General features: G+C 73.6%; 17 protein-coding genes. 11 read left to right on the top strand and 6 right to left on the bottom strand.

The window, feature by feature from the left end:
- The first annotated feature begins 109 nt into the window (after nucleotides 1–109).
- The 4 genes from M8C17_RS12170 (at nucleotide 110) to dxs (ending at nucleotide 6725) form a co-directional block, all read left to right on the top strand.
- Nucleotides 110–2188 carry an APC family permease gene (locus M8C17_RS12170; RefSeq protein ID WP_252416540.1) on the top strand — a complete coding sequence of 693 codons (2079 nt, stop codon included), beginning with the start codon at nucleotides 110–112 and terminating at the stop codon, nucleotides 2186–2188.
- Nucleotides 2189–2213: 25 nt separating this feature from the next.
- Nucleotides 2214–3443: a class I SAM-dependent RNA methyltransferase gene (locus tag M8C17_RS12165; protein WP_252416778.1), complete on the top strand. Its 1230-nt coding sequence runs from the start codon at nucleotides 2214–2216 to the stop codon at nucleotides 3441–3443.
- Entirely contained in the window at nucleotides 3440–4648 is a 1209-nt protein-coding gene (locus tag M8C17_RS12160; RefSeq protein ID WP_252416539.1) for an anhydro-N-acetylmuramic acid kinase, read from the top strand. The genes M8C17_RS12165 and M8C17_RS12160 overlap by 4 nt, the downstream gene beginning before the upstream one ends.
- Before the next feature lie 130 nt (nucleotides 4649–4778).
- Complete coding sequence (gene dxs, locus M8C17_RS12155; protein ID WP_252416538.1) at nucleotides 4779–6725, top strand: 1-deoxy-D-xylulose-5-phosphate synthase; 1947 nt, start codon at nucleotides 4779–4781, stop codon at nucleotides 6723–6725.
- Nucleotides 6726–6792: 67 nt separating this feature from the next.
- Here the strand turns inward: dxs and M8C17_RS12150 are convergent, their stop codons facing one another.
- Nucleotides 6793–7986 carry a hypothetical protein gene (locus M8C17_RS12150; RefSeq protein WP_374558163.1) on the bottom strand — a complete coding sequence of 398 codons (1194 nt, stop codon included), beginning with the start codon at nucleotides 7984–7986 and terminating at the stop codon, nucleotides 6793–6795.
- A gap of 156 nt (nucleotides 7987–8142) precedes the next feature.
- Between M8C17_RS12150 and M8C17_RS12145 the strand changes: the two genes are divergently transcribed.
- Both M8C17_RS12145 and M8C17_RS12140 read left to right on the top strand, forming a co-directional pair.
- Nucleotides 8143–10125, top strand: coding sequence for a hypothetical protein (locus tag M8C17_RS12145; protein WP_374558161.1), 1983 nt, complete (start codon nucleotides 8143–8145; stop codon nucleotides 10123–10125).
- Nucleotides 10125–11915: a hypothetical protein gene (locus M8C17_RS12140; RefSeq protein ID WP_252416536.1), complete on the top strand. Its 1791-nt coding sequence runs from the start codon at nucleotides 10125–10127 to the stop codon at nucleotides 11913–11915. Before M8C17_RS12145 ends, M8C17_RS12140 begins: the two co-directional genes overlap by 1 nt.
- A 12-nt stretch (nucleotides 11916–11927) precedes the next feature.
- On the opposite strand, the gene M8C17_RS12135 is transcribed toward M8C17_RS12140, so the two are convergent.
- The gene (locus tag M8C17_RS12135) at nucleotides 11928–13787 is read right to left on the bottom strand and encodes a hypothetical protein (protein ID WP_252416535.1); all 1860 of its coding nucleotides are present in this window, start codon (nucleotides 13785–13787) and stop codon (nucleotides 11928–11930) included.
- Nucleotides 13788–13938: 151 nt separating this feature from the next.
- Between M8C17_RS12135 and M8C17_RS12130 the strand changes: the two genes are divergently transcribed.
- Nucleotides 13939–15213, top strand: coding sequence for a PQQ-binding-like beta-propeller repeat protein (locus M8C17_RS12130; protein WP_252416534.1), 1275 nt, complete (start codon nucleotides 13939–13941; stop codon nucleotides 15211–15213).
- Complete coding sequence (locus tag M8C17_RS12125) at nucleotides 15210–16493, top strand: PQQ-binding-like beta-propeller repeat protein (protein WP_252416533.1); 1284 nt, start codon at nucleotides 15210–15212, stop codon at nucleotides 16491–16493. Before M8C17_RS12130 ends, M8C17_RS12125 begins: the two co-directional genes overlap by 4 nt.
- On the opposite strand, the gene M8C17_RS12120 is transcribed toward M8C17_RS12125, so the two are convergent.
- Entirely contained in the window at nucleotides 16494–17660 is a 1167-nt protein-coding gene (locus M8C17_RS12120) for a peptidase C39 family protein (protein ID WP_252416532.1), read from the bottom strand. It lies immediately after the preceding gene.
- 141 nt (nucleotides 17661–17801) lie between these two features.
- On the opposite strand from M8C17_RS12120, the gene M8C17_RS12115 reads away from it, so the two are divergent.
- The 3 genes from M8C17_RS12115 to M8C17_RS12105 all read left to right on the top strand — a co-directional run bounded on the left by M8C17_RS12115 (nucleotide 17802) and on the right by M8C17_RS12105 (nucleotide 20332).
- A complete protein-coding gene (locus tag M8C17_RS12115; protein WP_112586810.1) occupies nucleotides 17802–18470 on the top strand; it encodes a response regulator transcription factor in 669 nt (222 codons plus the stop codon).
- Nucleotides 18467–19651, top strand: coding sequence for a cell wall metabolism sensor histidine kinase WalK (locus tag M8C17_RS12110; RefSeq protein ID WP_252416531.1), 1185 nt, complete (start codon nucleotides 18467–18469; stop codon nucleotides 19649–19651). The genes M8C17_RS12115 and M8C17_RS12110 overlap by 4 nt, the downstream gene beginning before the upstream one ends.
- Nucleotides 19652–19897: 246 nt before the next feature.
- Entirely contained in the window at nucleotides 19898–20332 is a 435-nt protein-coding gene (locus tag M8C17_RS12105; RefSeq protein ID WP_252416530.1) for a VOC family protein, read from the top strand.
- Between the two features lie 123 nt (nucleotides 20333–20455).
- On the opposite strand, the gene M8C17_RS12100 is transcribed toward M8C17_RS12105, so the two are convergent.
- The 3 genes from M8C17_RS12100 to M8C17_RS12090 all read right to left on the bottom strand — a co-directional run bounded on the left by M8C17_RS12100 (nucleotide 20456) and on the right by M8C17_RS12090 (nucleotide 24725).
- Nucleotides 20456–21226: a hypothetical protein gene (locus M8C17_RS12100; protein WP_252416529.1), complete on the bottom strand. Its 771-nt coding sequence runs from the start codon at nucleotides 21224–21226 to the stop codon at nucleotides 20456–20458.
- A 236-nt stretch (nucleotides 21227–21462) separates the two neighbouring features.
- Nucleotides 21463–23532, bottom strand: a complete 2070-nt coding sequence (locus M8C17_RS12095; protein ID WP_252416528.1) for a 3-hydroxyacyl-CoA dehydrogenase NAD-binding domain-containing protein — start codon at nucleotides 23530–23532, stop codon at nucleotides 21463–21465.
- On the bottom strand, nucleotides 23529–24725 hold the full coding sequence (locus tag M8C17_RS12090) for an acetyl-CoA C-acyltransferase (RefSeq protein WP_252416527.1): 1197 nt from the start codon (nucleotides 24723–24725) through the stop codon (nucleotides 23529–23531). Before M8C17_RS12090 ends, M8C17_RS12095 begins: the two co-directional genes overlap by 4 nt.
- Between the last annotated feature and the right edge of the window lie 160 nt (nucleotides 24726–24885).

Here is a 24885-nt window from a genome sequence, read left to right as displayed (position 1 = left end):
GCCTGCCACGTCCGGGACGGGAGCGGGGACCGACCGTACCCCGTCGCGCCGGTGACCGATGATCGCCCACCCCCGCGTTCCCGCCGTGGTGGTCGTACTCTTGGCGTTCGTGGCCAGTTCCACCTCGCTGTTGAAGCGGTTGCTCCTCGGTCGACCGTTCCGGTCCGACCGGCTGCAGCACACCCTCCTCCCGAAGCGCATCGCGCTGCCCGTGTTCGCCTCCGACGCGCTGTCCAGCGTCGCGTACGCGCCCGACGAGATCCTGCTGACCCTCTCCATCGCCGGCGCCTCGGCGTACGTCTTCTCGCCGTGGATCGCGCTGGCGGTGGTCGTGGTCATGCTGACCGTGGTCGCCAGCTACCGGCAGAACGTGTACGCCTACCCCTCCGGCGGTGGCGACTACGAGGTGGCCACGGTCAACCTCGGCCCGAAGTTCGGCGTCGGCGTGGCCAGCGCCCTGCTGGTCGACTACGTGCTCACGGTGGCGGTGTCGGTCTCCTCCGGGGTGGCCAACCTCGGCTCCGTGGTGCCGTTCGTGGCCACCCACAAGGTCATGATCGCGGTGGCGGCGGTGGTGCTGCTGAGCGCGGTGAACCTGCGCGGCCTGCGCGAGTCGGGCACCGCGTTCGCCATCCCCACCTACGGCTTCGTGATCGTGATGGGCGGGATGCTGCTCACCGGGCTGGTCCGGGTCTTCGTGCTGGGCGACGACCTCCGCGCGCCGAGCGCCGATCTGGTGATCCAGGCCGAGCACAGCGTGACCGGTTTCGCGCTGATCTTCCTGCTGCTGCGGACGTTCAGCTCGGGCGCCGCCGCGCTCACCGGCGTCGAGGCGATCTCCAACGGGGTGCCGGCGTTCAAGGCGCCGAAGAGCCGCAACGCCGCCACCACCCTGCTGCTGCTCGGCACCATCTCGGTGAGCATGCTGGTCGGGATCATCTGGCTGGCCCGGCTGACCCACCTGCAGTTCGTCGAGGACCCGGCCCTCCAGATCGTCTCCGGCCCCGAGGGGTACGTGCAGAAGACTGTCACCACCCAGCTCGGCGAGACGGTCTTCGGCTCCGGGTCGATCCTGCTCTACGTGGTGGCCGGGGTGACCGCCCTGATCCTGTTCCTGGCCGCGAACACCGCGTTCAACGGCTTCCCGGTGCTCGGCTCGATCCTCGCGCAGGACCGCTACCTGCCCCGGCAGTTCCACACCCGGGGCGACCGGCTGGCTTTCTCCAACGGCATCGTCTTCCTGGCGCTCTTCGCGATCGTGCTGATCGTCGGCTTCCAGGCCGAGGTGACCCGGCTCATCCAGCTCTACATCGTCGGGGTCTTCGTCTCGTTCACCGTCTCCCAGGCCGGCATGATCCGGCACTGGAACCGGCACCTGCGGACCGAGCGGGACCCGGAGGCGCGCCGCCGGATGCACCGTTCCCGGGCCATCAACACCTTCGGCATGGGCCTGACCGGCACGGTGCTGGTGATCGTGCTGGTCACCAAGTTCCTGCTCGGTGCCTGGATCGCGATCGCCGCGATGGCGGTGATCTACCTGTTGATGCTGGCCATCCGTGGGCACTACGACCGGGTCGCGCGGGAGCTGACCCCGCCGGACGAGGGCCGCGCCGTGCTGCCCGCCCGTAACCACGCGATCGTGCTGGTCAGCAAGCTGCACCAGCCGACCCTGCGGGCCATCGCGTACGCCCGGGCCACCCGCCCGGACACGCTGACCGCGGTGACGGTCAACGTCGACGACAAGGACACCCGGGACCTGCAGGTCGAGTGGGAGCGGCGGGAGATGGCCATCCCGCTCACCGTGATCGACTCGCCGTACCGGGAGATCACCCGGCCGATCCTGGACTTCGTCGCCTCCACCCGCCGCAAGTCTCCCCGGGACGTGGTCACCGTCTTCATCCCCGAGTACGTGGTCGGGCGCTGGTGGGAGAACCTGCTGCACAACCAGAGCGCCCTGCGCCTCAAGGGTCGCCTGCTCTTCGAGCCGGGGGTGATGGTGGTCAGCGTTCCGTGGCAGCTCGCCTCGACCGCGAGCAAGAACCTGGACCGGTTGGACGCCACGCTGTCCCGTACCCCGGCGCGCGGGCCACGGGTGGCCCCGCGCGGCACCCTGCCGCCGGTGGTCTCCACGCCGCCGGGCGACGGTGGGCCGGTCGACGGTGGCCCGGTGGGGACCGGCCGTGACTGAGCCGGGCGCACGGGCCGTGACACCCCTGCCGGAGCGGGGGCTGGCCGAGGCGGAGCAGGTCGAGTTGACCGTCGACGCGGTCGCCCCCGGCGGGCACTGCGTGGCGCGGGTCGACGGGCAGGTGGTCTTCGTCCGGCACGCGCTGCCCGGTGAACGGGTGATCGCCGAGGTCACCGAGGTGCACCGGGGGTTCGTCCGGGCCGACGCGGTGACCGTCCTGGAAGCCTCCCCGGACCGGGCCGAGCCACCCTGCCCGTTCGCGAAGCCGGGCGCCTGCGGCGGCTGCGACCTGCAACACGTCGCGCCCGACGCGCAGCTCGCCTGGAAGACCGCCGTGGTGCGCGAGCAACTGGTCCGCCTCGGCGGGCTGACCGACGACGAGCTGGACCGGCTCGGCGTCGGGGTCGAGGCGCTGCCCGGCGGGCCGCTGGGCTGGCGTTCCCGGGTCCGTTACGCGGTGGACGCCGCGGACCGGGCGGGCCTGCTCAAGCACCGCTCGCACGAGGTGGTGCCGATCGACCACTGCCGCATCGCCCACCCCGCCATCCAGCAACTGCCGGTGCTCACGCCCAGCGGCGCGCGCTGGCCGGCGGCCGAGGCGGTGGAGACCGTCGCCAGCACCGGCGGGGACGTGACCGTCGCGGAGGTCCGCGACGGGGCGACCACCCCGGTGAGCGGGCCGGCCGTGGTCCGCGAGGTGGCCGCCGGACGGGACTGGACGCTGCCCGCGTCCGCCTTCTGGCAGGTGCACCCGGCGGCGGCGGACACCCTGTCCGCGGCCGTGCTGGAGCTGCTCGACCCGCGACCGGGTGAGGTGGCGTGGGACCTCTACGGCGGTGCCGGGCTGTTCGCCGCCGGGCTGGCGGCCCGGGTCGGCGAGACCGGCCGGGTGACCCTGGTGGAGGCCGCGCCGCAGGGCGTCGCCGCCGCCAAGGAGAACCTCGCCGACCTGCCCCGGGTCGAGGTGGTGTCGGCCCGCGTGGAGACCGCGCTGGCCCGCCGACGGATCACCGGCCCGGTCGACGTGGTGGTGCTCGACCCGCCGCGCGCCGGGGCGGGCGCGCCGGTGGTCCGGGCACTGGCCGCCGCCGGCCCCCGGGCGATCGCGTACGTGGCCTGCGACCCGGCCGCCTTCGCCCGCGACGTGCGCACCTTCACGGGGCTCGGTTGGCGGCTGACCGCGCTGCGCGGCTTCGACCTGTTCCCGATGACCCAGCACGTCGAGCTGGTCGGCCTGCTGCTCCCGCCGGCATGAGCGACCCGACGCGGGGGCCCGGCCACCTCGACCCGATGACGGTCGTCGGGCTGATGTCGGGCACGTCGTACGACGGGGTCGACGTGGTGGCGGCGGAGTTCACCGCCGAGGGGGACACCCTGTGGCTGCGTCCGCTGGGGCACCGCGGCCTGGACTACGACGAGCGGCTGCGCGCCGAGATCGCCGCGCTGCTGCCACCGGCGGCCACCACCATCGAAGCGGTCTGCCGGCTCGACAACCGCCTCGGCGAGGTCTTCGCCGACGCGGCGGCGGTCGGCCTGGAACTCGCCGGTGGGCGGGCCGACGTGGTGGTCTCGCCCGGGCAGACGGTCTTCCACTGGGTCGCCGACGGGGTGGCCCGGGGCACCCTGCAACTGGGCGCGGTCGCCCGGGTTGCCGCCCGGGTCGGCGTACCGGTGCTCAGCGACCTGCGCTCGGCGGACATCGCCGCCGGCGGGCAGGGCGCGCCGCTGGTGCCGGCCTTCGACGCGTTGCTGCTGGAACAGGCCGACGGCGCCGCCGCGCCGCGCGCGGCGCTGAACCTCGGCGGCATCGCCAACCTCACCGTGGTCGCGCCCGGGGCGCCGGTGCTCGGGTACGACGTGGGCCCGGCCAACGCCCTGCTCGACGCGGCGGCCCGGCGCTTCCTGGACCTGCCGTGTGACCTCGACGGTGCCCGGGCGGCGGCCGGCCGGGTGCACCCGGGCCTGCTCGCCGAGCTGCTGGCCGAGCCCTACTACGCGGCGTCGCCGCCGAAGTCCACCGGCAAGGAGTTGTTCCACGCCGGCTACCTGGACCGGCGGCTGGCCGCGCTCGGTGAGCCGGTGCCGGTGGACGACCTGTTGGCCACGCTGACCGAGCTGACGGCGCGGGTGGTGGCCGCCGAGTGCGACCGGCACCACGTCACCGAGGTGGTCGCCGCGGGCGGCGGTGTGCGGAACCCCACCCTGCTGGGCCGGCTCGCCGCGCTGGGCGCCGGCCGGTGGCGGCTGCGCGGCACCGACGAGCTGGGTGTGCCCGCTCAGGCCAAGGAGGCGTACGCCTTCGCGTTGCTCGGCTGGCTGTCCTGGCACGGGCTGCCCGGGTCGATCCCGTCGGTGACCGGCGCCACCCGGGGCGCGCTGCTCGGCTCCTGGACGCCGGCGGGTCCGGCGTACCCCGGCAGGCCGGCCCACCCGCCGCGCCGGCTGCGGATCCGGCCCTGAGCAGGCGCTCGGCCGGGTCGCCCGGAGACGGGCCGACCGGGGTCTGAGCGGGCGCTCAGCGGGCGGGCGCGGGTGCGCCTGGTTCGGTGCCGGGCTGCGGAGTACCGGAGGGCCGATAGACTCTGCGGTCATGAGCGTTGAAGAGGACACGGCCAACCACGGCCGGCTGCTGGGGACGGTCCGCGGTCCGCAGGACGTCAAGCGGATGTCCGGCGAGGAACTGGACGTCCTCGCCGCCGAGATCCGGGACTTCCTGATCGCCAAGGTCTCCCGCACCGGCGGGCACGTCGGGCCCAACCTCGGTGTGGTCGAGCTGACGCTGGCCATGCACCGCGTCTTCGACTCCCCCCGCGACCGGCTCCTGTTCGACACGGGCCACCAGGCGTACGTGCACAAGATCGTCACCGGGCGCCAGGCCGGCTTCGACAAGCTCCGCCAGCGCGGTGGCCTCTCCGGTTACCCCAGCCAGGCCGAGAGCGAGCACGACCTCATCGAGAACTCGCACGCCTCCACCGCGCTCTCCTACGCCGACGGCCTGGCCAAGGCGTACGCCCTGCGGGGCGAGGCGCGCAGCGTCGTGGCCGTGGTCGGCGACGGCGCGCTCACCGGCGGCATGTGCTGGGAGGCGCTGAACAACATCGCCACCGCCGGCAACCCCCTCGTCATCGTGGTCAACGACAACGGCCGCTCGTACGCCCCGACCATCGGCGGGCTGGCCGACCACCTCTCGTCGCTGCGGCTCAACCCGGGCTACGAGAAGGTCCTCGACACGGTCAAGGACGCCCTCGGCTCCACGCCGCTGGTCGGCCGACCGATGTACGAGGTGCTGCACGCGGTCAAGAAGGGCATCAAGGACGCGGTCGCCCCGCAGGCCATGTTCGAGGACCTCGGCATCAAGTACGTCGGCCCGGTCGACGGGCACGACGTGGCGGCGGTCGAGTCGGCGTTGCGGGCGGCCAAGAACTTCGGCGGCCCGGTGATCGTGCACGCGGTCACCCGCAAGGGCTACGGCTACCGCCCGGCCGAGGAGGACGAGGCGGACTGCCTGCACGGCCCCGGCAGCGCCTTCGACGTGGAGACCGGAGCCCTGCTGGCCGCACCCTCGGTGAAGTGGACCCACGTCTTCGCCGACGAGCTGCTGGCCGTCGCCGACGAGCGCCCGGACGTGGTCGGCATCACCGCCGCCATGGCCGAGCCGACCGGCATCGCCAAGCTGGCCCGCAAGTACCCCGAGCGGGTGTACGACGTCGGCATCGCCGAGCAGCACGCCGCCACCTCGGCGGCCGGGCTGGCGCTGGGCGGGCTGCACCCGGTGGTCGCCGTCTACGCCACCTTCCTCAACCGTGCCTTCGACCAGGTCCTGCTGGACGTGGCGATGCACAAGCTGCCGGTGACCTTCGTGCTGGACCGGGCCGGCATCACCGGCCCGGACGGCCCCAGCCACTACGGCATCTGGGACATGTCGGTCTTCGGGGTGGTGCCCGGGCTGCGGATCGCCGCTCCCCGCGACGCCGCCACGCTGCGGGAGGAGCTGCGCGAGGCGCTGGCCGTCGACGACGGCCCGACCGTGGTGCGGTTCCCGACCGGCGCGGTCGCCGCCGACCTGCCGGCGCTGCGCCGCGTCGGCCCGGTCGACGTGCTGGCCGAGTCGGCCCGTACCGACGTGCTGCTGGTCGCCGTCGGCTCCTTCGGCCAGCTGGGCATGGAGGTGGCCGCCCGGGTCGCCGAGCAGGGTTACGGCGTCACCGTGGTCGACCCGCGGTGGGTCCGCCCGATCCCGGCGGAGCTGGTCGAGCTGGCCGCCGGCCACCGGCTCGTGGTCAGCGTCGAGGACGGCGTCCGGGTCGGTGGCGTGGGCGACGCGCTGGGCCAGGCGATGCGCGACGCCGACGTCCGGGTGCCACTCAAGGACCTGGGCGTGCCGGCCGACTGGCACCCGCACGGCACCCGCGCGCAGATCCTCGCCGACCTGGGCCTGACCGCCCAGGACGTGGCCCGCAACGTCACCGGCTGGATCTCCGGCCTGGACGCCACCCCGGACCGCCTGACCCCCACCAGAACCCCGGCCCAGAACTAGAACGCCACGCACCGCACACGGCGGGCGGCTCCCTCGGGAGCCGCCCGCCGTCGTGTCGGGGGAGAGGTCAGCGGGGGGTCACCGAGCGGTAGTGGGTCTTGTCGGTGGCGGCGAGGCTGAAGGTCTGGGTGCGGGATGGTTCGGGGACGACCACCAGGCCGGGGCGTTCGACCAGCAGCGGGGTGCCCGGCGGGACGGAGAGTGAGCTGTCCCGGGTGGCCCGCCAGCTGAGCACCACCAGCGGCTGGCCGGGCACCGGAAGCTGGTACGTCTGCAACGGGGTGGCCCGGTCGGCCGGCGAGACCACCGGCGCGCTCCCGTCCGCCGGGCGGTAGATCACCGCGGTCATCGTGCCGGCGTCGGTGTCCCAGCTGAGCTGCTGCAACTCGGCTGCCTCGCCCCCGCCGAGGGCGACCTCGCCGAGCGAGCGGACCGTGAGCTTCGCCATCGGCCAGGACGTCGGCACCGAGCGCGGCGCGTCCCGGTCGCCGATCCGGCGCGGAATGCTGCCGAACGGACCGCGCTCGCCGGCCAGCACGCAGGTGTCCAGGCCGGTGAGTGCCCGCCGGCCGGTGCCGGAGTCGTCGCGTACCAGCGGATAGCGCGGATCGGTGGTGCCCGTGCCCAGGTCGAGCAGCCGGTCGGCGGCCCGGCCCCGGGGCAGCGACTCGGTGGCCCGCAGGGTCGCGGTCACCGGAACGGCCGTGCAGGCCGGCACGGCGACCGGCGCACTGAGGCCGTCGGCGACGGTCAGCGCCCGGCCCTGCGGCCCGAGCAGCGTCTGCACCCGGGCGGAGACCAGGTAACGCCGGCCGCCGGCGGTGTGCACCGGCAGCACGTCGGAGTAGACCAGGTAGCCCGGGTCGGTGTACTCGGTGGCGCGGGTGACCGCGTACCGGTCGCCGTCGCGGGTGAGTTGCAGCAGCCAGGAGGCGCTCTCACCGGGCACGTCGGCGGCGACCAGGGCGACCGGGGCACCGTCGATCCGGCCGGAGAAGAGGATGCCGGACGAGGGTAGGTGCGCCCGGTCGTCGACCGGTGACCGCCAGTCGCGCACCGCGTCGGTCACCGCCGCCGTCGCCGTGGTGTCGGCGGCCAGGTCACCCCGGGGCGGCCACACCGCGAGCGACCCGTCCAGGCTGTCGTAGCCGACCCGCAGGTCCCGTGGCTTGCGGTCGGCGACCGGACCGCACGCGGTGCCGGCCAGCAGCGCACTGAGCAGGACGGCGAGACCTCTGCCGTACCGGCGGCCTGGCATCACCTGATCCGCACCCCGATCGCTTCGCAGTCGCTGTCGGAAAGCGCCATAGTACGAGATGTCCGACGCGACGCCTCCGGTGGCCGCCGGTCCATCCACCACAATGGACGCCACCGGGGCTTTAGTGCCTTTTCGACGCTCGGGTAGACTCCGCCGACTGTGACGCCTGCCGAGTCCCGCGCCCTGTCCGCGCCGCACCGGGAGGCGGCGGCCGGCCCCGACGAGACAGTGAGCCAGCACACTCCGGCCGGCGCGCCGGCCAGGGCTTCCGTCGCCACTGTCGAGCCCGCGCTCGCCGGCCCGGCCACGCCCACCGCCGTACCGACCGCTGCGCCGACCATCACGCCGGACGAGACCGGGGCGGACGACGGAGCGGAGGCACCGGCCGGAACGCGGCGGCGGTTGTGGACCCGGCGGCGGCAGGACCTCGCCGTGGGTGCGCTGTTCCTGCTCGCCGCGGTCTGGGTGACCAGCCGGATCTGGCTGGACCCGGCCGGTCGGGCGGCGTCGCTCTACACCGGCGACCCGGCCCAGGTGCAGTTCTTCCTGGCCCACTCGGTACGCGTGGTGCTGCACGGCGAGTACCCGTTCTACACCGAACAGTTCAACTACCCCGACGGCGTCAACCTGATGGCCAACACGGCCGTTCTGGCGCTGGGCATCCCGATGGTGCCGGTGACCCTGCTCTTCGGGCCGGCGGTGTCCTTCGTGGTGCTGGTGACGCTCGGCCTCGCCGGCACGGCGATGGCCTGGTACGTCATGCTCTCCCGGCACCTGGTGCGCACCCCGCTCGCGGCGGCCGCCGGCGCGTGGTTCTGCGGGTTCTCCCCGGCGATGCTCTCGCACGCCAGCTGGCACCCGAACATCATCAGCCAGTTCCTGCTGCCGTTCATCGTCTGGCGGGTGCTGGTCCTGACCCGGTCCCGGCGGCCGGTGCGCGACGGGGCGCTGCTGGCGCTGCTGGTCACCGCACAGGCGTTCATCAACGAGGAGATCCTGCTCTTCACGGCGATGGCCTGCGGGGTCTTCCTGCTCGCGGTGCTCGCCCAGGAGCCGGCCCGCTGGTGGGCGGCGTGGCGACCGCTGGCCGCCGGCCTGGCGACCTGTTCGCTGCTGGCCGGGGCGCTGCTGGCGTACCCGCTGTACGTGCAGTTCGCCGGGCCGATGGCGTACCACGGGCTCAGCGACGCCGTGCAGGACTACGGCAACGACATCGCCGCCTTCTTCGCCCCCGGCTCGCCCACCCTCGGCGGCAACCAGCGGGCCAACATCAACCTGGCGCCGAACTACTCGGAGGAGAACGCCTTCTTCGGCTGGAGCCTGTCGCTGCTCGCCGTCGGCGTCGTGGTGTGGCTGCGGCGGAATCTGGTCGTCCGGGCACTCGCGGCGACGGGCGTGTTCTTCGCCGTTCTGTCTCTCGGCGAGCGGGTCTCCTGGTGGGACCGGGAGTTGGTCGCCGGGCCGTGGCAGTGGCTGGTCCACCTGCCGTTGCTGGACGCGGTGGTGCCGACCCGGTTCGGTCTCATCACGAGCGCGGTGATCGGTCTGCTGCTCGCGCTGGCCGTCGAGCGGGCCTGGGCGCTGCGCCCGGCCGACCGGCGTACCGTGCGGAAGCTGGTCGTCGCCGGTCTGGCGTTCGCACTGCTGCCGATCGCGCCGATGCCGCTGCGGATGGTCTCCCGGCCGCCGGTGCCGAAGTTCATCACCGCCGACCGCTGGCGGGCGTACGTCGCCCCGGACCAGACGCTGGTGCCGATCCCGGTGCCGAGCATGGGAAACACGCACGGCATGCGCTGGGCGGCGGCAACGAATCTCGACTTCAAGATCCCCGGCGGTTACTTCCTCGCCCCCCGCAACGGCAACACGGGTGACCCGGGCCGGTTCGGCGGCCGACCCAGCGGAGTGGGTCAGATGCTGGAGGAGGTGGCGACCACCGGCCGTACGCCCGAGTTGGACGACCGGCAGCGCCGCCGCTTCATGGACGAGTTGCGGCACTGGCGTGCGGCGATCCTGGTGCTGCCGGTCCGGCAGCAGAACGCCGAGCCGCTGCGGCGTACCGTCGAGGAGCTGGTTGGTCCGGGCCGCCAGGAGCTGGACGTCTGGGTGTGGGACGTCCGGACACTGACGGACCGCTCGGTCTGATGACCACCGGGACGGCGTCCCCGGAGACGACGGTCCCGGCGACACCACACCGGCCCCGGCCGGCGTGGCTGCCGGACGCGCTGGTGGTGACCGGCTACCTGGCTCTGGCCGTGCTGCTGACCAGCGGGCAGTGGAGCAACCCCCGGCGGCTCTTCCACCAGGCCGGCGACCAGGTCCTCTTCGAGTGGATGCTGGCCCACGCGGCCAACGCCGTGGTCCAGGGGGAGAACCCGCTCTACAGCACCGCCCTGAACGCGCCGGACGGGGTCAACCTGATGGCGAACACCTCGGTGCTCGGCCTGGGTGTCCCGCTGGCCCCGGTCACCCTGCTCGTCGGCTCGCAGGCGGCGTTCTGCGTGGCGGTCGTCTGCTGCCTCGCCGGCACCGCCACGGCCTGGTACGCGCTGCTGCGCCGCCGCCTGGTCACCGCCCGGTCGGCGGCGGCGGTCGGCGGCCTGATCTGCGGCTTCGCCCCCGGCATGATCGCCCAGGCGGGCGCCCACCTGCACATGGCCGCCCAGTTCCTGGTGCCGGCGATCCTCGCCCTGGTGTTCCGCCCCGGGCCGGGCTCCGGCGCAGTGTGGCGGCCCGGCGTCGGCCTCGGGCTGCTGCTCGCCTGGCAGGTCTTCATCGGCGAGGAGGTGCTGGTCTTCCTGGCACTCGCCGCCGGGGTGTTCGCGCTGGGCTACGCGCTCGCCGACCGGGTGGCCGCCCGGAGGCTCGCACCGGCCCTGCTGGGCCGGCTCGCCGTGGCTGCCGTGGTGGCGGCGGTGCCGCTGGCGTACCCGCTGTGGTTCCAGTTCCACGGCCCGCAGCACTACTCCGGGATGGCCTTCGCGGCGCACGGCTTCCAGTTGGACGCGGCGTCGTTCACCGCGTCGGCCCGGCAGACCGTGCTCGGCGACGACTGGCTGCCGGGGCTGCTCTCGCCGAACCCGACGGAGGAGAACTCGTTCTTCGGCCCCGGGCTGCTGGTGCTCGCCGTGGTGATCGTGATCTGGCTGTGGCGGCGACCGCTGGTCCGCGCGCTGGCCGGGTGCGGCCTCCTCTTCGCCCTGCTCTCGCTCGGCACCGAGCTGCGGGTGGACGGCACGGCCACCGGTGTCCCAGGGCCGTACCGGCTGGTCGCCGGACTGCCGCTGCTCGACCTCGCGGTGCCGGCCCGGTTCGCGCTGGTCTGCGTGCCGGTGCTGGGCGTGCTGGTGGCGCTCTCCCTGGACCGGGTCCGGGCGGCGCGCCGGCCGTCGGTCGCGCCGGGACTGCCGGTGCGGCTGCTCTGGAGCGGCGCGGTGGCCGCCGCGTTGCTGCCCCTGGTGCCCACGCCGATCCGGGCGGTGCCCGTCGCGCCGGTGCCGGGATTCGTCGCCGACGGCGGGTGGCGTCCGCAGGTGCCGCCCGGTCGGACCATCGTGGCGGTACCCCCGGTCACCGGCGCCGGGTTCAGCCCGGTGATGCTCTGGTCCGCCCGGACCGGGCTGGCGTTCCGCGCGCCGGGCGGGTACTTCATCGGCCCGAGCGGCCCGGACGACCCGACGGCCCGCTGGGGGGCGCCGGACCGGCCCACCGCGGTGCTGCTGCGCCGGGTGGCCGAGACCGGTGCGGTGCCGGTGCTCACCGACGCCGACCGGAGTCAGGCCGTGGAGGATCTGCGGCACTGGCGGGCCGCGCTGGTGGTGCTCGGCCGGCTGCCGCACGGCGACCCGGTCCGCCGGACCGTCGACGATCTGCTCGGCCCGGGTCGACCGGTCGACGGCGGATGGGTGTGGGACGTCCGGGACCGGGTCGGCTGACCAGCGGCTCGACTACCCCACCAGCGCGCGGACGTCCCAGACCCAGACGTCGTCGACGCGTTGCGGCGGGCCGATCAGGGCGGTGACCAGGTCGCGCAGCACCGCCTCACGCGGGTGCGCCCCGAGCACCACCACCGACGCCCGCCAGAACCGCAGGTCCTCGACGGCCTGACGGCGGTTCTCGTCGGTGAGCGCCGGCACCGCGCCGGTGTCCATCGTGGAGTAGATGAGGCTGCTCGTCGGCCGGTTCGGCGCGCCGAAGACGCCCTCGCCCACCTCGTTGGGGCCGATGAAGTAGCCGCCGGGGATGGGGAACTCCTGCCCGGTCAGCGCGCTCCAGCGCAGCGTCGGCAGACCGTGCACGTTGCTGGGGATCGGCACCGGCACCAGGGTCCGGCCCGCCGGCACGTACGGCCGCCAGCCGCCGGCGGTGATGAAGTGCGGCGGCGGGTCCATCGGCTGGGCCGGCAGCGGCCGGGGGAAGAGCGGCAGCACGGCGAGGGTGACCGCCGCGTACCCGACCGGGCGCAGCCACCGTCGGCGCGACGCGACCGGCGCGGGTGCGGCCGGCGTGCCGGACGCCTCGGGCTCGCCCGCGCGCGGTGCCGGCACCCGCGGTCGGTCGGCCGGCGGGCGTCCCTGGCGGGACGCCGCGTCCCAGGTCAACGCGAGCAGTACGCCCACCGCGGCGGCGACCACCAGGGTCAACCGGGTCGGCATCATCATCTCGACCAGCGGCAGGTCGTCCGGCACGTACGACCACGGGCCGCGCACAGTGGTCTCGACGCCGTTGAAGCGCACCACCGGCCCGATGGCGGCCACGGTGAAGACCGCGATCAGCACCGCGACGATCCGGGCGGCCAGCGACCGGCGGACGAGCAGCACCAGGGCCACCACCGAGAGCAGCACCAGCGGCCAACCGAACCAGGTGTTCTGCTCGGTCAGCCCGATCGTCTTCTCCACGGCCGGGTCGCCGGCCCAGGTGTCCCGGGCGAAGGTCACGAAGGCGACCAGATCCTCACCCCAGTTGTGGAAGACGCCGCCCTGCAGACCGCGGTACGACTGCGGGCCGTTGAACTGGAACCAGATCGGGTACGCCGCGAGCACCAGCGCCAGCCCGCCGCCCACGCCGAGCGCGGCGAGGAACGGGCCGGCCGCGGCCCGCGCCGCCGCCGGACGCTGCACGACGTACGCCAGCACGACGACCAGGCAGGCCAGCGCGGTGAGCAGCAGCATCTCCTCGTTGATGAAGATCTGGTACGCCACCAGCACGCCGAGCACCAGGCCGTTGCGCCGCCACCGCCCCGGCTCACCCAGTCGCAGCACCCGCACCACGATCAGCGGTAGCAGGAAGTTGGACACGAAGTTGGGCTGGCCGTTGGCGTGGTGGATGATGCCCGGCGCGAAACCGAGGAAGGCGCCGCCGACGAAGGCCGCCGCCCGGGAGCGCACCAGGTGCCGGGAGAGCATCCAGTACGCGGTGCCGGCGGTGGCCGCCAACGCCCCGCCCAGGTAGAGCGCGTACATCACCTGTGGGCCGAGCAGCATGGTCAGCGGGGCCAGCGGCAGGGTCACCCCGAGCAGCGAGGTGTTGGCCATCATGTTCACCCCGTCGGGGGCGTTCTGGCGGGCCGTGAAGAGCGGGTTCTCCAGGTGGCGCACGGAGTACGCGCCGTGCGCGAACAGCCACTCGAACCAGCTGTGGTCGGTGGGCAGATGGGAGGAGACCCGGCCGGTCACGTCACCCCAGTAGTTGAGGCAGACGAACACGCCCAGCAGCACATAGGCTCCGAGGGCCAACAGATCGGCGCGGGCGGGTCGGCGTCGAGGCCGCCGTGTCGGCTCGACCTCGGCCGGGTCGGCGTCGGTCACGGGATTCAGCGAAGGGTCTACCACCGGCACGGCCACGACGCGCCATCGTACAGGCGACCATGCGTCGCATTTGCCGGGCCGGTGCACCCGCGGTCGGTTTGCCGGACGCGACCCGCCGGCGAGCCCGTACGCGGTGACGGAAGGACGGTCGGTGTCGATCATCGAGTTGGGCGAGGTCCGGGACGAGCCGACCCCGGCGCCGCCGGTCCGCCGACCCCGCGCCGCCGGTCGTCCGCTGCGCAGCGGGGCGGTGCTGCTGCTGGCCCTGGTCGCGCTGGCCGGCGCGGCACCGGCGACGGGGCGGACGGTGAGCCCGGTGCCGGCCGCGCGGGCGGCGGCGGCGTACCTCAGCGCGGACGGCGTCTTCGTGGTCGACCCGCCGACATCCGGCGGGGACCGGTTTCTGACCGCGTACGCCCAGCCGACGCCGGGCGGGGATGTGCGACGCCGGTGGCAGGCGCCGCTGGCCCGCAGCGGTGACTACCTCAACGTCCGGGTCGAGCGAGGGCTGGTGCTGGCCCTGGGGGCCAGCGCCGAGAACGGCGTGTTCCAGACCACCGCCTTCGACGCCGGGACGGGCCAGCGCCGCTGGCAGCATCCGGGGCGTTCCCAACCGACGGCCGACGGCGGCCTGCTGCTGGTCGACGACACGACGGACGGGCCGGGCGTGCTGAGCCGGGTCGAGCCGGACACCGGGCGCCGGCTGTGGTCGGTGCCGATTCCGCCGCCCGGGAACCCCGCCTACCACCTGGACAACGGGCAGGTCGACCAGATCGTGCTCGTGCAGCCGACCGGCGAGGTGCAGGTGCACGACGCCGCCACCGGTCGTGAGCTGCGCAGCATCGACACGCTGACCGGTGACCGGTCGGCGTTCCAGCGGGTGCAGGTCGTCGACGACCTGCTGCTGCTCGTCCCACCCGGCAGCACCCGGCTGGTCGGCCACCGCCTGGCCGGGCTCGATCCGCTGTGGACGGTCGACGTGCCGCTGGTGTCGTACGTGGTCGGGTGCGCGGGCCTGCTCTGCGCCCTGCAGCAGACCGGCGGCCTTCAGGTTCTCGATCCGGCCACCGGCGCGGTGCGCTGGTCGGACCCGGGCCGGGACACGCTGGCCGACATCCGGCACGGCCGGCTGCTGGTGGCCGGGCCCGACCAGCGGTACGCGGCGCGGGACGCGGCGACCGGGCAGGCGCGGGCCGAGCTGGGCCAGTGGAACCTGGTGCCGACGCTCCGACGCGACGACCCGCTGGTCGGGGTGCGTCCCGTGGACGACGGGCGGCTGGTCGTCGCCGAACTGGACCTGGTGGCCGGTCGATCGCGGATCATCGACGTGCTCCCGGACGTCGTCGGCAACTGCCAGGCGTCCCTGCCGATGCTGCTCTGCCAGCGCCTCGACGGTTCGACCGCGCTGTGGCGGTTGCGGCCGTGACCGGCCCGGTCATCGACCTCGGCGAGCTGCGGCACACCCCGGATCCCGACCCGCTGCCCCGCCCACCCCGAGCCAACGGCCGGATGCCCCGGTGCGCTCTGGTCCTGCTGCTGGTGCTGGCCACCCTCGCCTCCGCCGGGCTGCCGCCCCGGCGGGACGTGGTGACGCTGCCGGCGCAGCTCGCCGCCGAGACGCTGCTCGACGGCGACCTGTTCGTGGTCCTCGACCCGAGCCCCGCTCGGCCGACCCAGCGGCGGCTGACCGTCTTCCGGCTGCCCGGTGGCGGGCCGGTCTGGCAGACCCGGGTACCGGTGGAGGGCCGGTCCTGGGGGATCACGTCGGCGGCCGGGACGCTGCTGGTCACGGTCTACGAGAGCACCATGCCCGGTCAGGGCACCGTGTCCGTGGCGTTCGACCGGGAGACCGGGGCGTACCGGTGGCAGCAGCCGGGCAGCCCCGCCGAGCTGGCCGACGGCAACCTGTTGCTGGAGTCGTCCAGCGGCGGAAACGACCCGATCGCCCTGCGCGCGGTCGATCCGTGCTGTGGCACCGTGCGCTGGCAGTCTTCCGTCACCGCCGACGTGCACCTGCGGCACACCGGACGCGGGGCGGACCGCGTGGTGCTCTTCCGGGTGAACGGCCCGGTCGAGGTACGCGACGCGATCACCGGCACGGTGTTGGCCCGTGCCGACGTACGCCCACCCGGCGGTTGGCCCGGGGCCGTGCAGGTGGTGAACGACCTGCTGCTGACCACCGCAGGCACCCCGGCCACGATCACCGCGTACGGGCTGGACCGGCTGGACCGGCGGTGGAGCGTCCCTGCCGACCAGGCCGAGTTCGCGTCGGACTGCGGCCCCCTCCTGTGTCTGCACGTCCGTGGCGTCGGGCTGCGGGCGGTCGACCCCGCCACCGGGCAGGAGAGGTGGCGCGGCGACGGCTGGGCGTCGGTCTTTCCCTACGGGGGGCGGCTGATGGCCAGCGCGGCGACCAGCTCCGGCCCAGCCCTCGAACAGCTCGTCGTACTCGATCCGTTGACCGGTCGGGAGCTGGCCGAGCTGGGCCGGTGGGAGCTGGCCCAGTCCGGCTTCGGCAGCCCGCTGGTCGGCGTGCGCCGAAACCCGGAGGGTGGGCTGCTCGTCGCGCGGTTGGACGCCCGCTCCGGGGAGGCGCGCATGCTGGACGTGCTGCCGGACGTCGCCGGGAACTGCCAGGCGAGCGTGGGCCTGCTGCTCTGCCAGCGTGTGGACGGCTCGTACCGGCTGTTCCGGATGCCCGACTGATCACCAGTTGGGCTGAGCGGGCGGCGGGGGCAGCGGCACCGACGCGGGCCGCAGCACGTACGCCACGCCGCCGCTACCGCGTTGCCAGGCCGCCTCGAACCGCTGCCGGGGCACGGCCCGACGCACCGAGTCGTCGTCCGGCGCGTACGGGTCGTTGAGCACCGGGTCGCCGTCGGCGGTGAAGCCGACCAGCACCATCAGGTGTCCCCTGGTGTCGTAGGGCAGACCCGGCACCTCGCCGGCCCGGAAGGCTGCGGACACGATCAGCGGGATGCCGGCGGCGATGAACGCCTCCGCCTCGGCCAGCGACCGCAGCCGGGTGACGAACGCGTCCACCCCGTGCAGGCCGGCGTAGGCGGTGTTGAACGGCCAGTTGCCGGCCCCGGCGTACGCGTGGTCGTAGCAGTGCCGGGCGGCGTGCACCACCACCGGTCGCGGGCCGGGTGGCTCCACCCAGGCGTAGCGCTCCGGCGTCGGCCCGGCACCCCAGTAGGCGAGCACCATCGAGGTGCAGGTGGGGCTGCACCAGGAGTCGCCGCCGCCACCCCACTGCGGGTACTGGCCGGCGTGCAGCCGCTGGGAGTAGCGGGGCACGTCCAGCACCCTCCCTCGGGCGGCGGCCGGGTCCGCGCCGTACCCCGGCTCGTCGGCCAAGCCGGTCGGGGTGGGGCCGGTGGCGACCGCCCCGATGCTGCGCAGCACCGGGCCGGTCGGGCTGTCGGCCGGCCGGCACAAAGTCACCCGCGCCTGCCAACCGGTAACCGTCGCTCCGCCCACGATCAGGGTGTCGGTGTCGACCCGGGCGTCGCCGTCACGCTGCCCGGGCACCGAGGTGCGTTGCACCGCGCGGTCGTCGGCCGCCCAGCGGGCCAGCAGGTACCAGCCGGTGCTGGGCCCGTCGTCGTGCCAGCCGCGCAGCTCGACCTCGATCCAGCAGCCGTCGGGGGCGTCGGCGGTCCAGGACGGCACCACCTCGGCGACTGCGAAGCCGACCCGTACCGGCGGTGACGTCCACGTGCCCCGCGACACCGGCTGGTCGGCGTCGCGCAGGCCCAACCCCCGCTCGGCGGCGTGCAGGCCGTCGGCGGTGCCGGCAGTCGTGTCGGCCGGCAGGTGGAAGCCCCGGTAGGCGATGTCCCGCCGGGTGGGTGGTGCCGCGATCGTCATGCCAGGTCCGTTCGTCGCTTGCGTCCGGCGAAGCATCGCGTACGCCGAAAAGGTCCGCAACGTCGCCCGGCGCGGGCGGCGAGGGACGATGGTTTGCCGGCCGGCACTAGGTTGTCGGTGGTCAGCAGCGAGGAGGCCGGGATGCGGGTACTGGTGGTGGAGGACGAGCGCAACCTCGCCGACGCGATCGCGCGCGGGTTGCGCAAGCGGGGGATGGCCGTCGACGTGGCCTACGACGGCGACGCCGGCCACGAGGCGGCGTTCGTCACCCGGTACGACGTGGTCGTGCTGGACCGCGACCTGCCCGGCGTGCACGGTGACCAGATCTGCGCCGACCTGGCCGCCTCCGGTGCGCTGACCCGGGTGCTGATGCTGACGGCCAGCGGCACGGTGGCCGACCGGGTGGAGGGGTTGCAGCTCGGCGCGGACGACTACCTGCCCAAGCCGTTCGCCTTCGACGAGCTGGTCGCCCGGGTGCAGGCGCTGGGCCGGCGGGCCACCCCGGCCGCGCCCCCCGTGCTCGAACTGGCCGACCTGGTGCTCGACCCGGCACGACGGGTCGCCACCCGCGCCGGCGTGCCGGTCGACCTCACCAACAAGGAGTTCGGGGTGCTCTGCGAGCTGCTCAAGGCGCGCGGCGCGGTGGTCTCCAGCGAGGAGCTGCTGGAACGGGTCTGGGACGCCAACACCGACCCGTTCACCACGATCGTCCGGGTCACGGTGATGACGCTGCGCAAGAAGCTCGGCGACCCACCGCTGATCGAGACGGTGGTCGGCGCCGGCTACCGCACCGCCGAGGTGGGGGCATGACGGGGCGGGCGCGGTTGCGGCCCACCCTGCGGTTGCGGCTGACCCTGCTCAACGGCGTGCTGCTGGTCGGCGCGGGAGCGATCCTGGTGCTGCTGGCCTGGCTGCTCGTCCGCGACGCGCTGCGGCCCACCGACGAGCTGCTGCCCGGCACCACGGTGGTGCTGGCCGACGGCCGCACGCTGGACGCCGGCCAGTGGCAGCGTCAACTCCTCGACGCCGCCTCCGGTGAGCTGCTGGCCAAGGGGCTGGTCGCGCTGCTGGCGATCAGCGTGGTCGGGGTGGCCGGCGCGTACGCGGTGGCCGGCCGTGCACTGCGTCCACTGCACCAGGTCACGGCGACCGCGCAGCGGCTCGGCGAGGCGACCCTGGATCAGCGGATCGGCTACTCGGGCGCCGACGACGAGGTGGCCGAGCTGGCCAAGACCTTCGACGCCATGCTGGACCGGATCGCGTCCGCGTTCGAGGCGCAGAAACGCTTCGTGGCCAACGCCTCGCACGAGCTGCGTACCCCGCTGGCCGTGATGCGGACCGAGATCGACGTCACGCTCAGCGACGACGACGCGGACGCCGGTGAGTACCGCCGGATGGCGACCGTGGTCCGGGACGCCTCGGAGCGGGCCAACGGTCTGGTGGACGCGCTGCTGGTGCTGGCCCGCAGCGAGGCGCAGGCCGGGCGCCGGTTGGGGCGGCGCACCGAGTGTGACCTCGCGGCGGGCACCGCCAACGCGCTGTCGGCGATGCGCCGGGAGGTCGAGCGGATCGGTCTGCGGGTGCAGACGTCGCTGGAGTCCGCGCCGGTGGTCGGCGACCCGGGCCTGCTCGACCGGCTGGCCGGCAACCTCATCGAGAACGCGGTCCGCTACAACCACCTGCACGGCCGGCTCTGGGTGCGTACCGGCACCGACGGCGAGCGCTCCTGGCTGGTGGTGGGCAACACCGGTTTCGAGGTGGACCAGGCCGACGTGCCGGGGCTGTTCGAGCCGTTCCGGCGCGGCGGCCGGGAACGGACCGGGGCCCGCGGTTCCGGCCTGGGGTTGTCCATCGTCCGCGCGGTCTGCGACGCGCACGGTGGCACGGTACGGGTGATCGCGCAGCCCGGCGGTGGCCTGGAGGTGACCGTCACGCTCCCGTCGGCGGATGCCCCGCCCGTCGCCGGCCCGGTGTCGGCCGTCGGCGGCTGACCCGGCCTCGACGGGGTTGCGGGCGGTCCGCACCCGATGGAAAGATCACCGGGTCAGCTCGATCGAAGGGGGGTGCGTCGATGTCCACCAGCACTGGCTCCGCGCCCCGGGTCCCTCTCGGCTGACTCCCTGAGGCGGAGCATCCCATCCAGCACGGAGGGGACAGCCGCGTATCCACGGAACGAGCGCCGCGTGGCACGCAGGCGCCGGGAAGCGTGTCCCCACCACCACTGTGGAGGAACAACCGTGAGTTCGACGATTCACAACATCAGCATCGACTGTCACGACACGTACGCACTGGCCGGTTTCTGGTCGCAGGTCTTCGACTGCCCCCGGCAGCCCGACGACTTCCCCGGCGACCCCGAGGCGATGCTCCTGCCGCCGGGTGGCCCCGAGGTGCTCTTCCTCGCCGTGCCGGAGGACAAGGCGGTGAAGAACCGGCTGCACCTGGACATCCAACCCACCGACCGGACCCGGGGCGAGGAGGTCGAGCGGCTGCTCGGCATCGGCGCGGTGCACGTCGCCGATCATGTCGGCCCGACCGGCGGGGGTTGGGTGGTGCTCGCCGACCCGGAGGGCAACGAGTTCTGCGTGCTCGGTAGCCCAGCCGAGCGGGCGGCGGCAGCGGCGGCGCGGGCCGCGTCGGCGAACGTCGCGGGGGCGGGTGACGTGCCGGCCTAGGTGGCCGGCGGTACGGCCGCTTGACGGCCAGGATCCGCGCACCTTCAGGGACGTTGTCGCCTCAGACTTTGACAGAGGCAGCAGTTTCCCCGAAGGTGCGCGGATCTTGCGCTTCCGTTCGGCTCAGGAGCGCTGCTCGACCTGGCCCCGGATGGTGGCGAACTCGACCTCTGCCTCCGCGCCGGTCTTGAAGAAGACCACCACGAGACCCACGCTGCCCCGGTCGGCCCAGACGCAGACGCCCAGCGGCACCCCGTCGGTCTTGCCGTCGCCGCAGCGCGCGTCACCACCGAGCGGCCCGGGCTCGACCGGCGCCATGGTGGTCACGCCGAGTTCGGCGGAGAGCCCGGTGACGGCGGTGTCCAGCTCCTTCTTCGGGTCCGCCATCAGGCCGGACGTGCCGGCGATCATGACGAGGTCCTGCTTCGCCGGGTCGCCGTAGAAGGCGCCGACGGCGCTGGTCTCGTTCTGCACCGTCGCCTTCATCTCGGCGACCATGTCGTCGGAGAGCTTCTGCAGCTCCGGGTCCTCGATCTTCGGCCGGCCGGCGAGGGTGGCCGGCGCGACCACCCGGGTCGTGGTGGCGTCGACGACATCGCCGACCTCGTCCTTGACGGCGAACCAGGTGATCGCCGCACCGCCGAGGCAGAGCACCAGCACCACGGACAGCACGATCAGCACGATCTTGCCGACCTTCGACTTCTTCGCCGGCGGCGGGCCACCGGCCAGGCTCGGGCCGCCGTACGGCTGACCCGGCTGTGCGGGCGGGAAGCCCTGCTGCTGGGGGAAGCCCTGCTGCTGCGGCGGCGGCCAGCCACCGGGCTGCTGCGGCTGCTGCGGCGGGGGAGGGGAATCGTGCGGCGGGCCGTAGGGGTTGGCCGGCGGCTGGGACATCAGTCAGCTCCAAGATGGGATTGCAAAGCGGGTGATCTTAACCCGGCGGCAGGTCGGCCCGCTGCCCGTCCACACGTGCCCTGCGCTGGCTCTTTGCGATCCCACGCGGGGTCGCGCGCATCCTCGCGCGGGCCGTGCGCGCGTGCCCGTGCGATCCGCTGCCGGAGAAACGACCGCGGTGGCCGGCCCGTCCACGAAGGACGGTCCGACCACCGCGACGATGGTGCTGCGATCGGTCAGGCGGGCAGGCTCGCCGCCCCGCGCGGCAGGAACCGGCGGCCGGTGACCCGCTCGGACGTGCCGGTCCGGTCCAGGTACGGGGTGACCCCACCCAGGTGGAACGGCCAACCGGCGCCCAGGATCATGCACAGGTCGATGTCCTGTGCCTCGGCGACCACGCCCTCGTCCAGCATCAGCCGGATCTCCTGCGCGAGCGCGTCGAGCGCGTTCTGCCGGACCTGCTCCTCGGTGAGCGGCTGGTCGCCGACCACGAGCAGCTTCGCGACCTCGTCGTTGATCTGGTCGTCGACCACGATCGGCTGGCCCGAGTCGGCGATCCGCTTGAGGTTCTCGCTGACTCCGAACCGGTCCGGGTACGCCGCGTGCAGCGTGCCGCCCACGTGGTACGCCACGGCCGGCCCGACCAGCTGGAGCAGGGCGAGCGGGCGCATCGGCAGGCCCAGCGGGTCCAACGCGCTGTTCGCCACGTCCAGCGGGGTGCCCGCGTCGACGGCCGCGAAGACGGTGCCCAGGAAGCGGGTGAGCAGCCGGTTCACCACGAACGCCGGGGCGTCCTTGACCAGCACGGAGGACTTCTTCAACTGCTTGCCCACCGCGAACGCGGTGGCGAGGGTGACATCGTCGGTCCGTTCGCCGCGGACGATCTCCAGCAGCGGCAGCACGGCCACCGGGTTGAAGAAGTGGAAGCCGACGACCCGCTCCGGGTGCTCCAGATCCGCGGCCATCTCGGTGATCGAGAGCGAGCTGGTGTTGGTGGCGAGCACCGCCTCCGGGGAGACGATCTTCTCCAGCTCGGCCCACACCTGCTTCTTGACGCCCAGGTCCTCGAAGACCGCCTCGATGACGAAGTCGGCGTCCGCGAAGGCGCTCTTGTCGACCGTGCCGCTGACCAGGCCGTACAGCTTGGCGGCGGTGTTCTTGTCCATCCGGCCCCTGGTGACGGCCTTCTCGATCTGGGTGTGCACGTAGCCGACGCCCTTGTCCACGCGGGACTGGTCGAGGTCGGTCATCACGACCGGCACCTGGAGTCGACGGGCGAACAGCAGCGCCAGCTGGCTGGCCATCAGGCCGGCGCCGACGATGCCGACCTTGGTGATCGTGCGGGCCAGGCCCTTGTCCGGTGCGCCGGCCGGGCGCTTGGCCCGCCGCTGCACCAGGTCGAACGCGTACAGGCCGCTGCGCAGCTCCTCGGAGAAGACCAGGTCCGCGAGGGCCTCGTCCTCGGCGGCGGTGCCGGCCGCGAAGTCGGCGTCCTTCGCCGTCTCCAGCAGGTCCAGCGCCTTGTACGCGGCCGGGACCGCGCCGTGCAGCCGCTGGTTCAGCGTCTCCCGGGCGAAGTACAGCACGCCCGCCCACATGTCCTTGTCGACCTCGGGCCGGGTCACGGTGACCTGGCCCCGCACCACGCCGGCGGCCCACTCCAGGGACCGCTCCAGGAAGTCGGCCGGCTCCAGCAGGACGTCGGCGATGCCCAGCTCGGCGGCCTGCTTCGGCTTGAGCATCTTGTTCTGCATCAGCGGGTTCTGGATGATCACCTGGGTGGCGGCGGGGATGCCGATCAGGTTCGGCAGCAGCTGCGTGCCGCCCCAGCCGGGGACCAGACCGAGGGAGACCTCGGGCAGGGCGAGCGCCGCCGCGCCACCGGAGAGCGTCCGGTAGTGGCAGTGCAGTGCCAGCTCCAGGCCACCGCCCATCGCCGCGCCGTTCACGAACGCGAACGTGGGCACGGTGCTGTCCTTCAACCGGGCGAAGACACGGTGGCCGAGCCGGCCGATCTCCAGCGCCTGCGCGCGGTCGGCGAGCTGCGGCAGGCCGACGATGTCCGCGCCCACGCAGAAGATGTACGGCTTGCCGGTGACCGCGATGAACGCCGGGTCGGCGGCCAGGGCGGCGGTGATCGCCTCGTCCAGGCTGGTCAGGCCGGCCGGCCCGAAGGTGTTCGGCTTGGTGTGGTCGAAGCCGTTGTCCAGCGTGATCAGGGCGGCGGGCCGGTCCAGCCCCGGTACGTTCACCTGACGCAGCAGCGCCCTGGTGACGACCTCGTTCGGTGCGGCGAGCGCGCTCACTTGTTGCCCTCCGTCCAGTGCGGGTTCTCCCAGATCACGGTGCCGCCCATGCCGATGCCGATGCACATCGCGGTGAGGCCGTAGCGGACCTCGGGGTGCTCGGCGAACTGGCGGGCCAGCTGGGTCATCAGCCGCACGCCGGAGGAGGCCAGCGGGTGACCGATGGCGATGGCGCCGCCCCACGGGTTGACCCGCGGGTCGTCGTCGGCGATGCCGAAGTGGTCGAGGAAGGCGAGCACCTGCACGGCGAACGCCTCGTTCAGCTCGAAGAGGCCGATGTCGTCGATGCTGAGCCCGCCGATGCGCAGCGCCTTCTCCGTCGACGGGATCGGGCCGACGCCCATCACCTCCGGCTCCACACCCACGAAACCGAACGACACCAGCCGCATGGCGACCGGCAGGCCCAGCTCGCGAGCGACGTCCTCGGAGGCGAGCAGGCTCGCGGTGGCACCGTCGTTGAGGCCCGCCGCGTTGCCCGCGGTGACCTTGCCGTGCGGGCGGAACGGGGTCTTCAGGGTGCCGAGCTTCTCCAGCGAGGTGTCCCGGGGGGCCTCGTCGACGGTGGCCAGACCCCAGCCACCCTCCGCGTCACGGATGGACATCGACACCAGGTCGTCCTGGAGCTTGCCGTTGGCGTACGCCTTGGCGGTCTTCTGCTGCGAGGCGAGCGCGAACGCGTCGGTGCGGGCCTTGGTGATGTGCGGGACCAGGTCGTGCAGGTTCTCCGCGGTGGCGCCCATGACCAGCGCGGACGGGTCGACCAGCTTCTCCGCGACGATGCGCGGGTTGGGGTCGACGCCCTCTCCCATGGGGTGGCGGCCCATGTGCTCGACGCCGCCGGCGATGGCAATGTCGTACGCGCCCATGGCGATGCCGCTGGCCACGGTTGTCACCGCGGTCATCGCGCCGGCACACATCCGGTCGATGGCGAACCCGGGAACGGTCTTGGGCAGACCCGCCAGCAGGGCGGCGGTGCGCCCGATGGTGAGGCCCTGGTCGCCGATCTGGGTGGTGGCCGCGATGGCGACCTCCTCGACCCGCTCCGGCGGGAGCTGCGGGTTGCGGCGCAGCAGTTCACGGATGCAGCGGATCACCAGGTCGTCGGCGCGGGTGTTGGCGTACATGCCACCCGCCTTGCCGAACGGGGTACGGACGCCGTCGACGAAGACGACATCCCGAACTTCACGGGGCACTTGAGCCTCCTATTCGACCATCATTCGGCGTTCGCGCCGGCAGGCGGCACTCCGGACCGGATGAGGGTCGCCGACACGGGCACGTTCCCCCGAATGCTACTCGCCAGTAACCAAACCCGTACCCACCCCTCGTTGTGGCCCACCCCACACCTCACCCGGT

The organism is Micromonospora sp. RHAY321, from assembly GCF_023896955.1.
In the GTDB taxonomy this organism is placed as follows: Bacteria; Actinomycetota; Actinomycetes; order Mycobacteriales; family Micromonosporaceae; genus Micromonospora.
The sequence above is the reverse complement of the archived record's forward strand: the minus strand, read 5'-3'. Positions and strand labels throughout refer to the sequence as shown.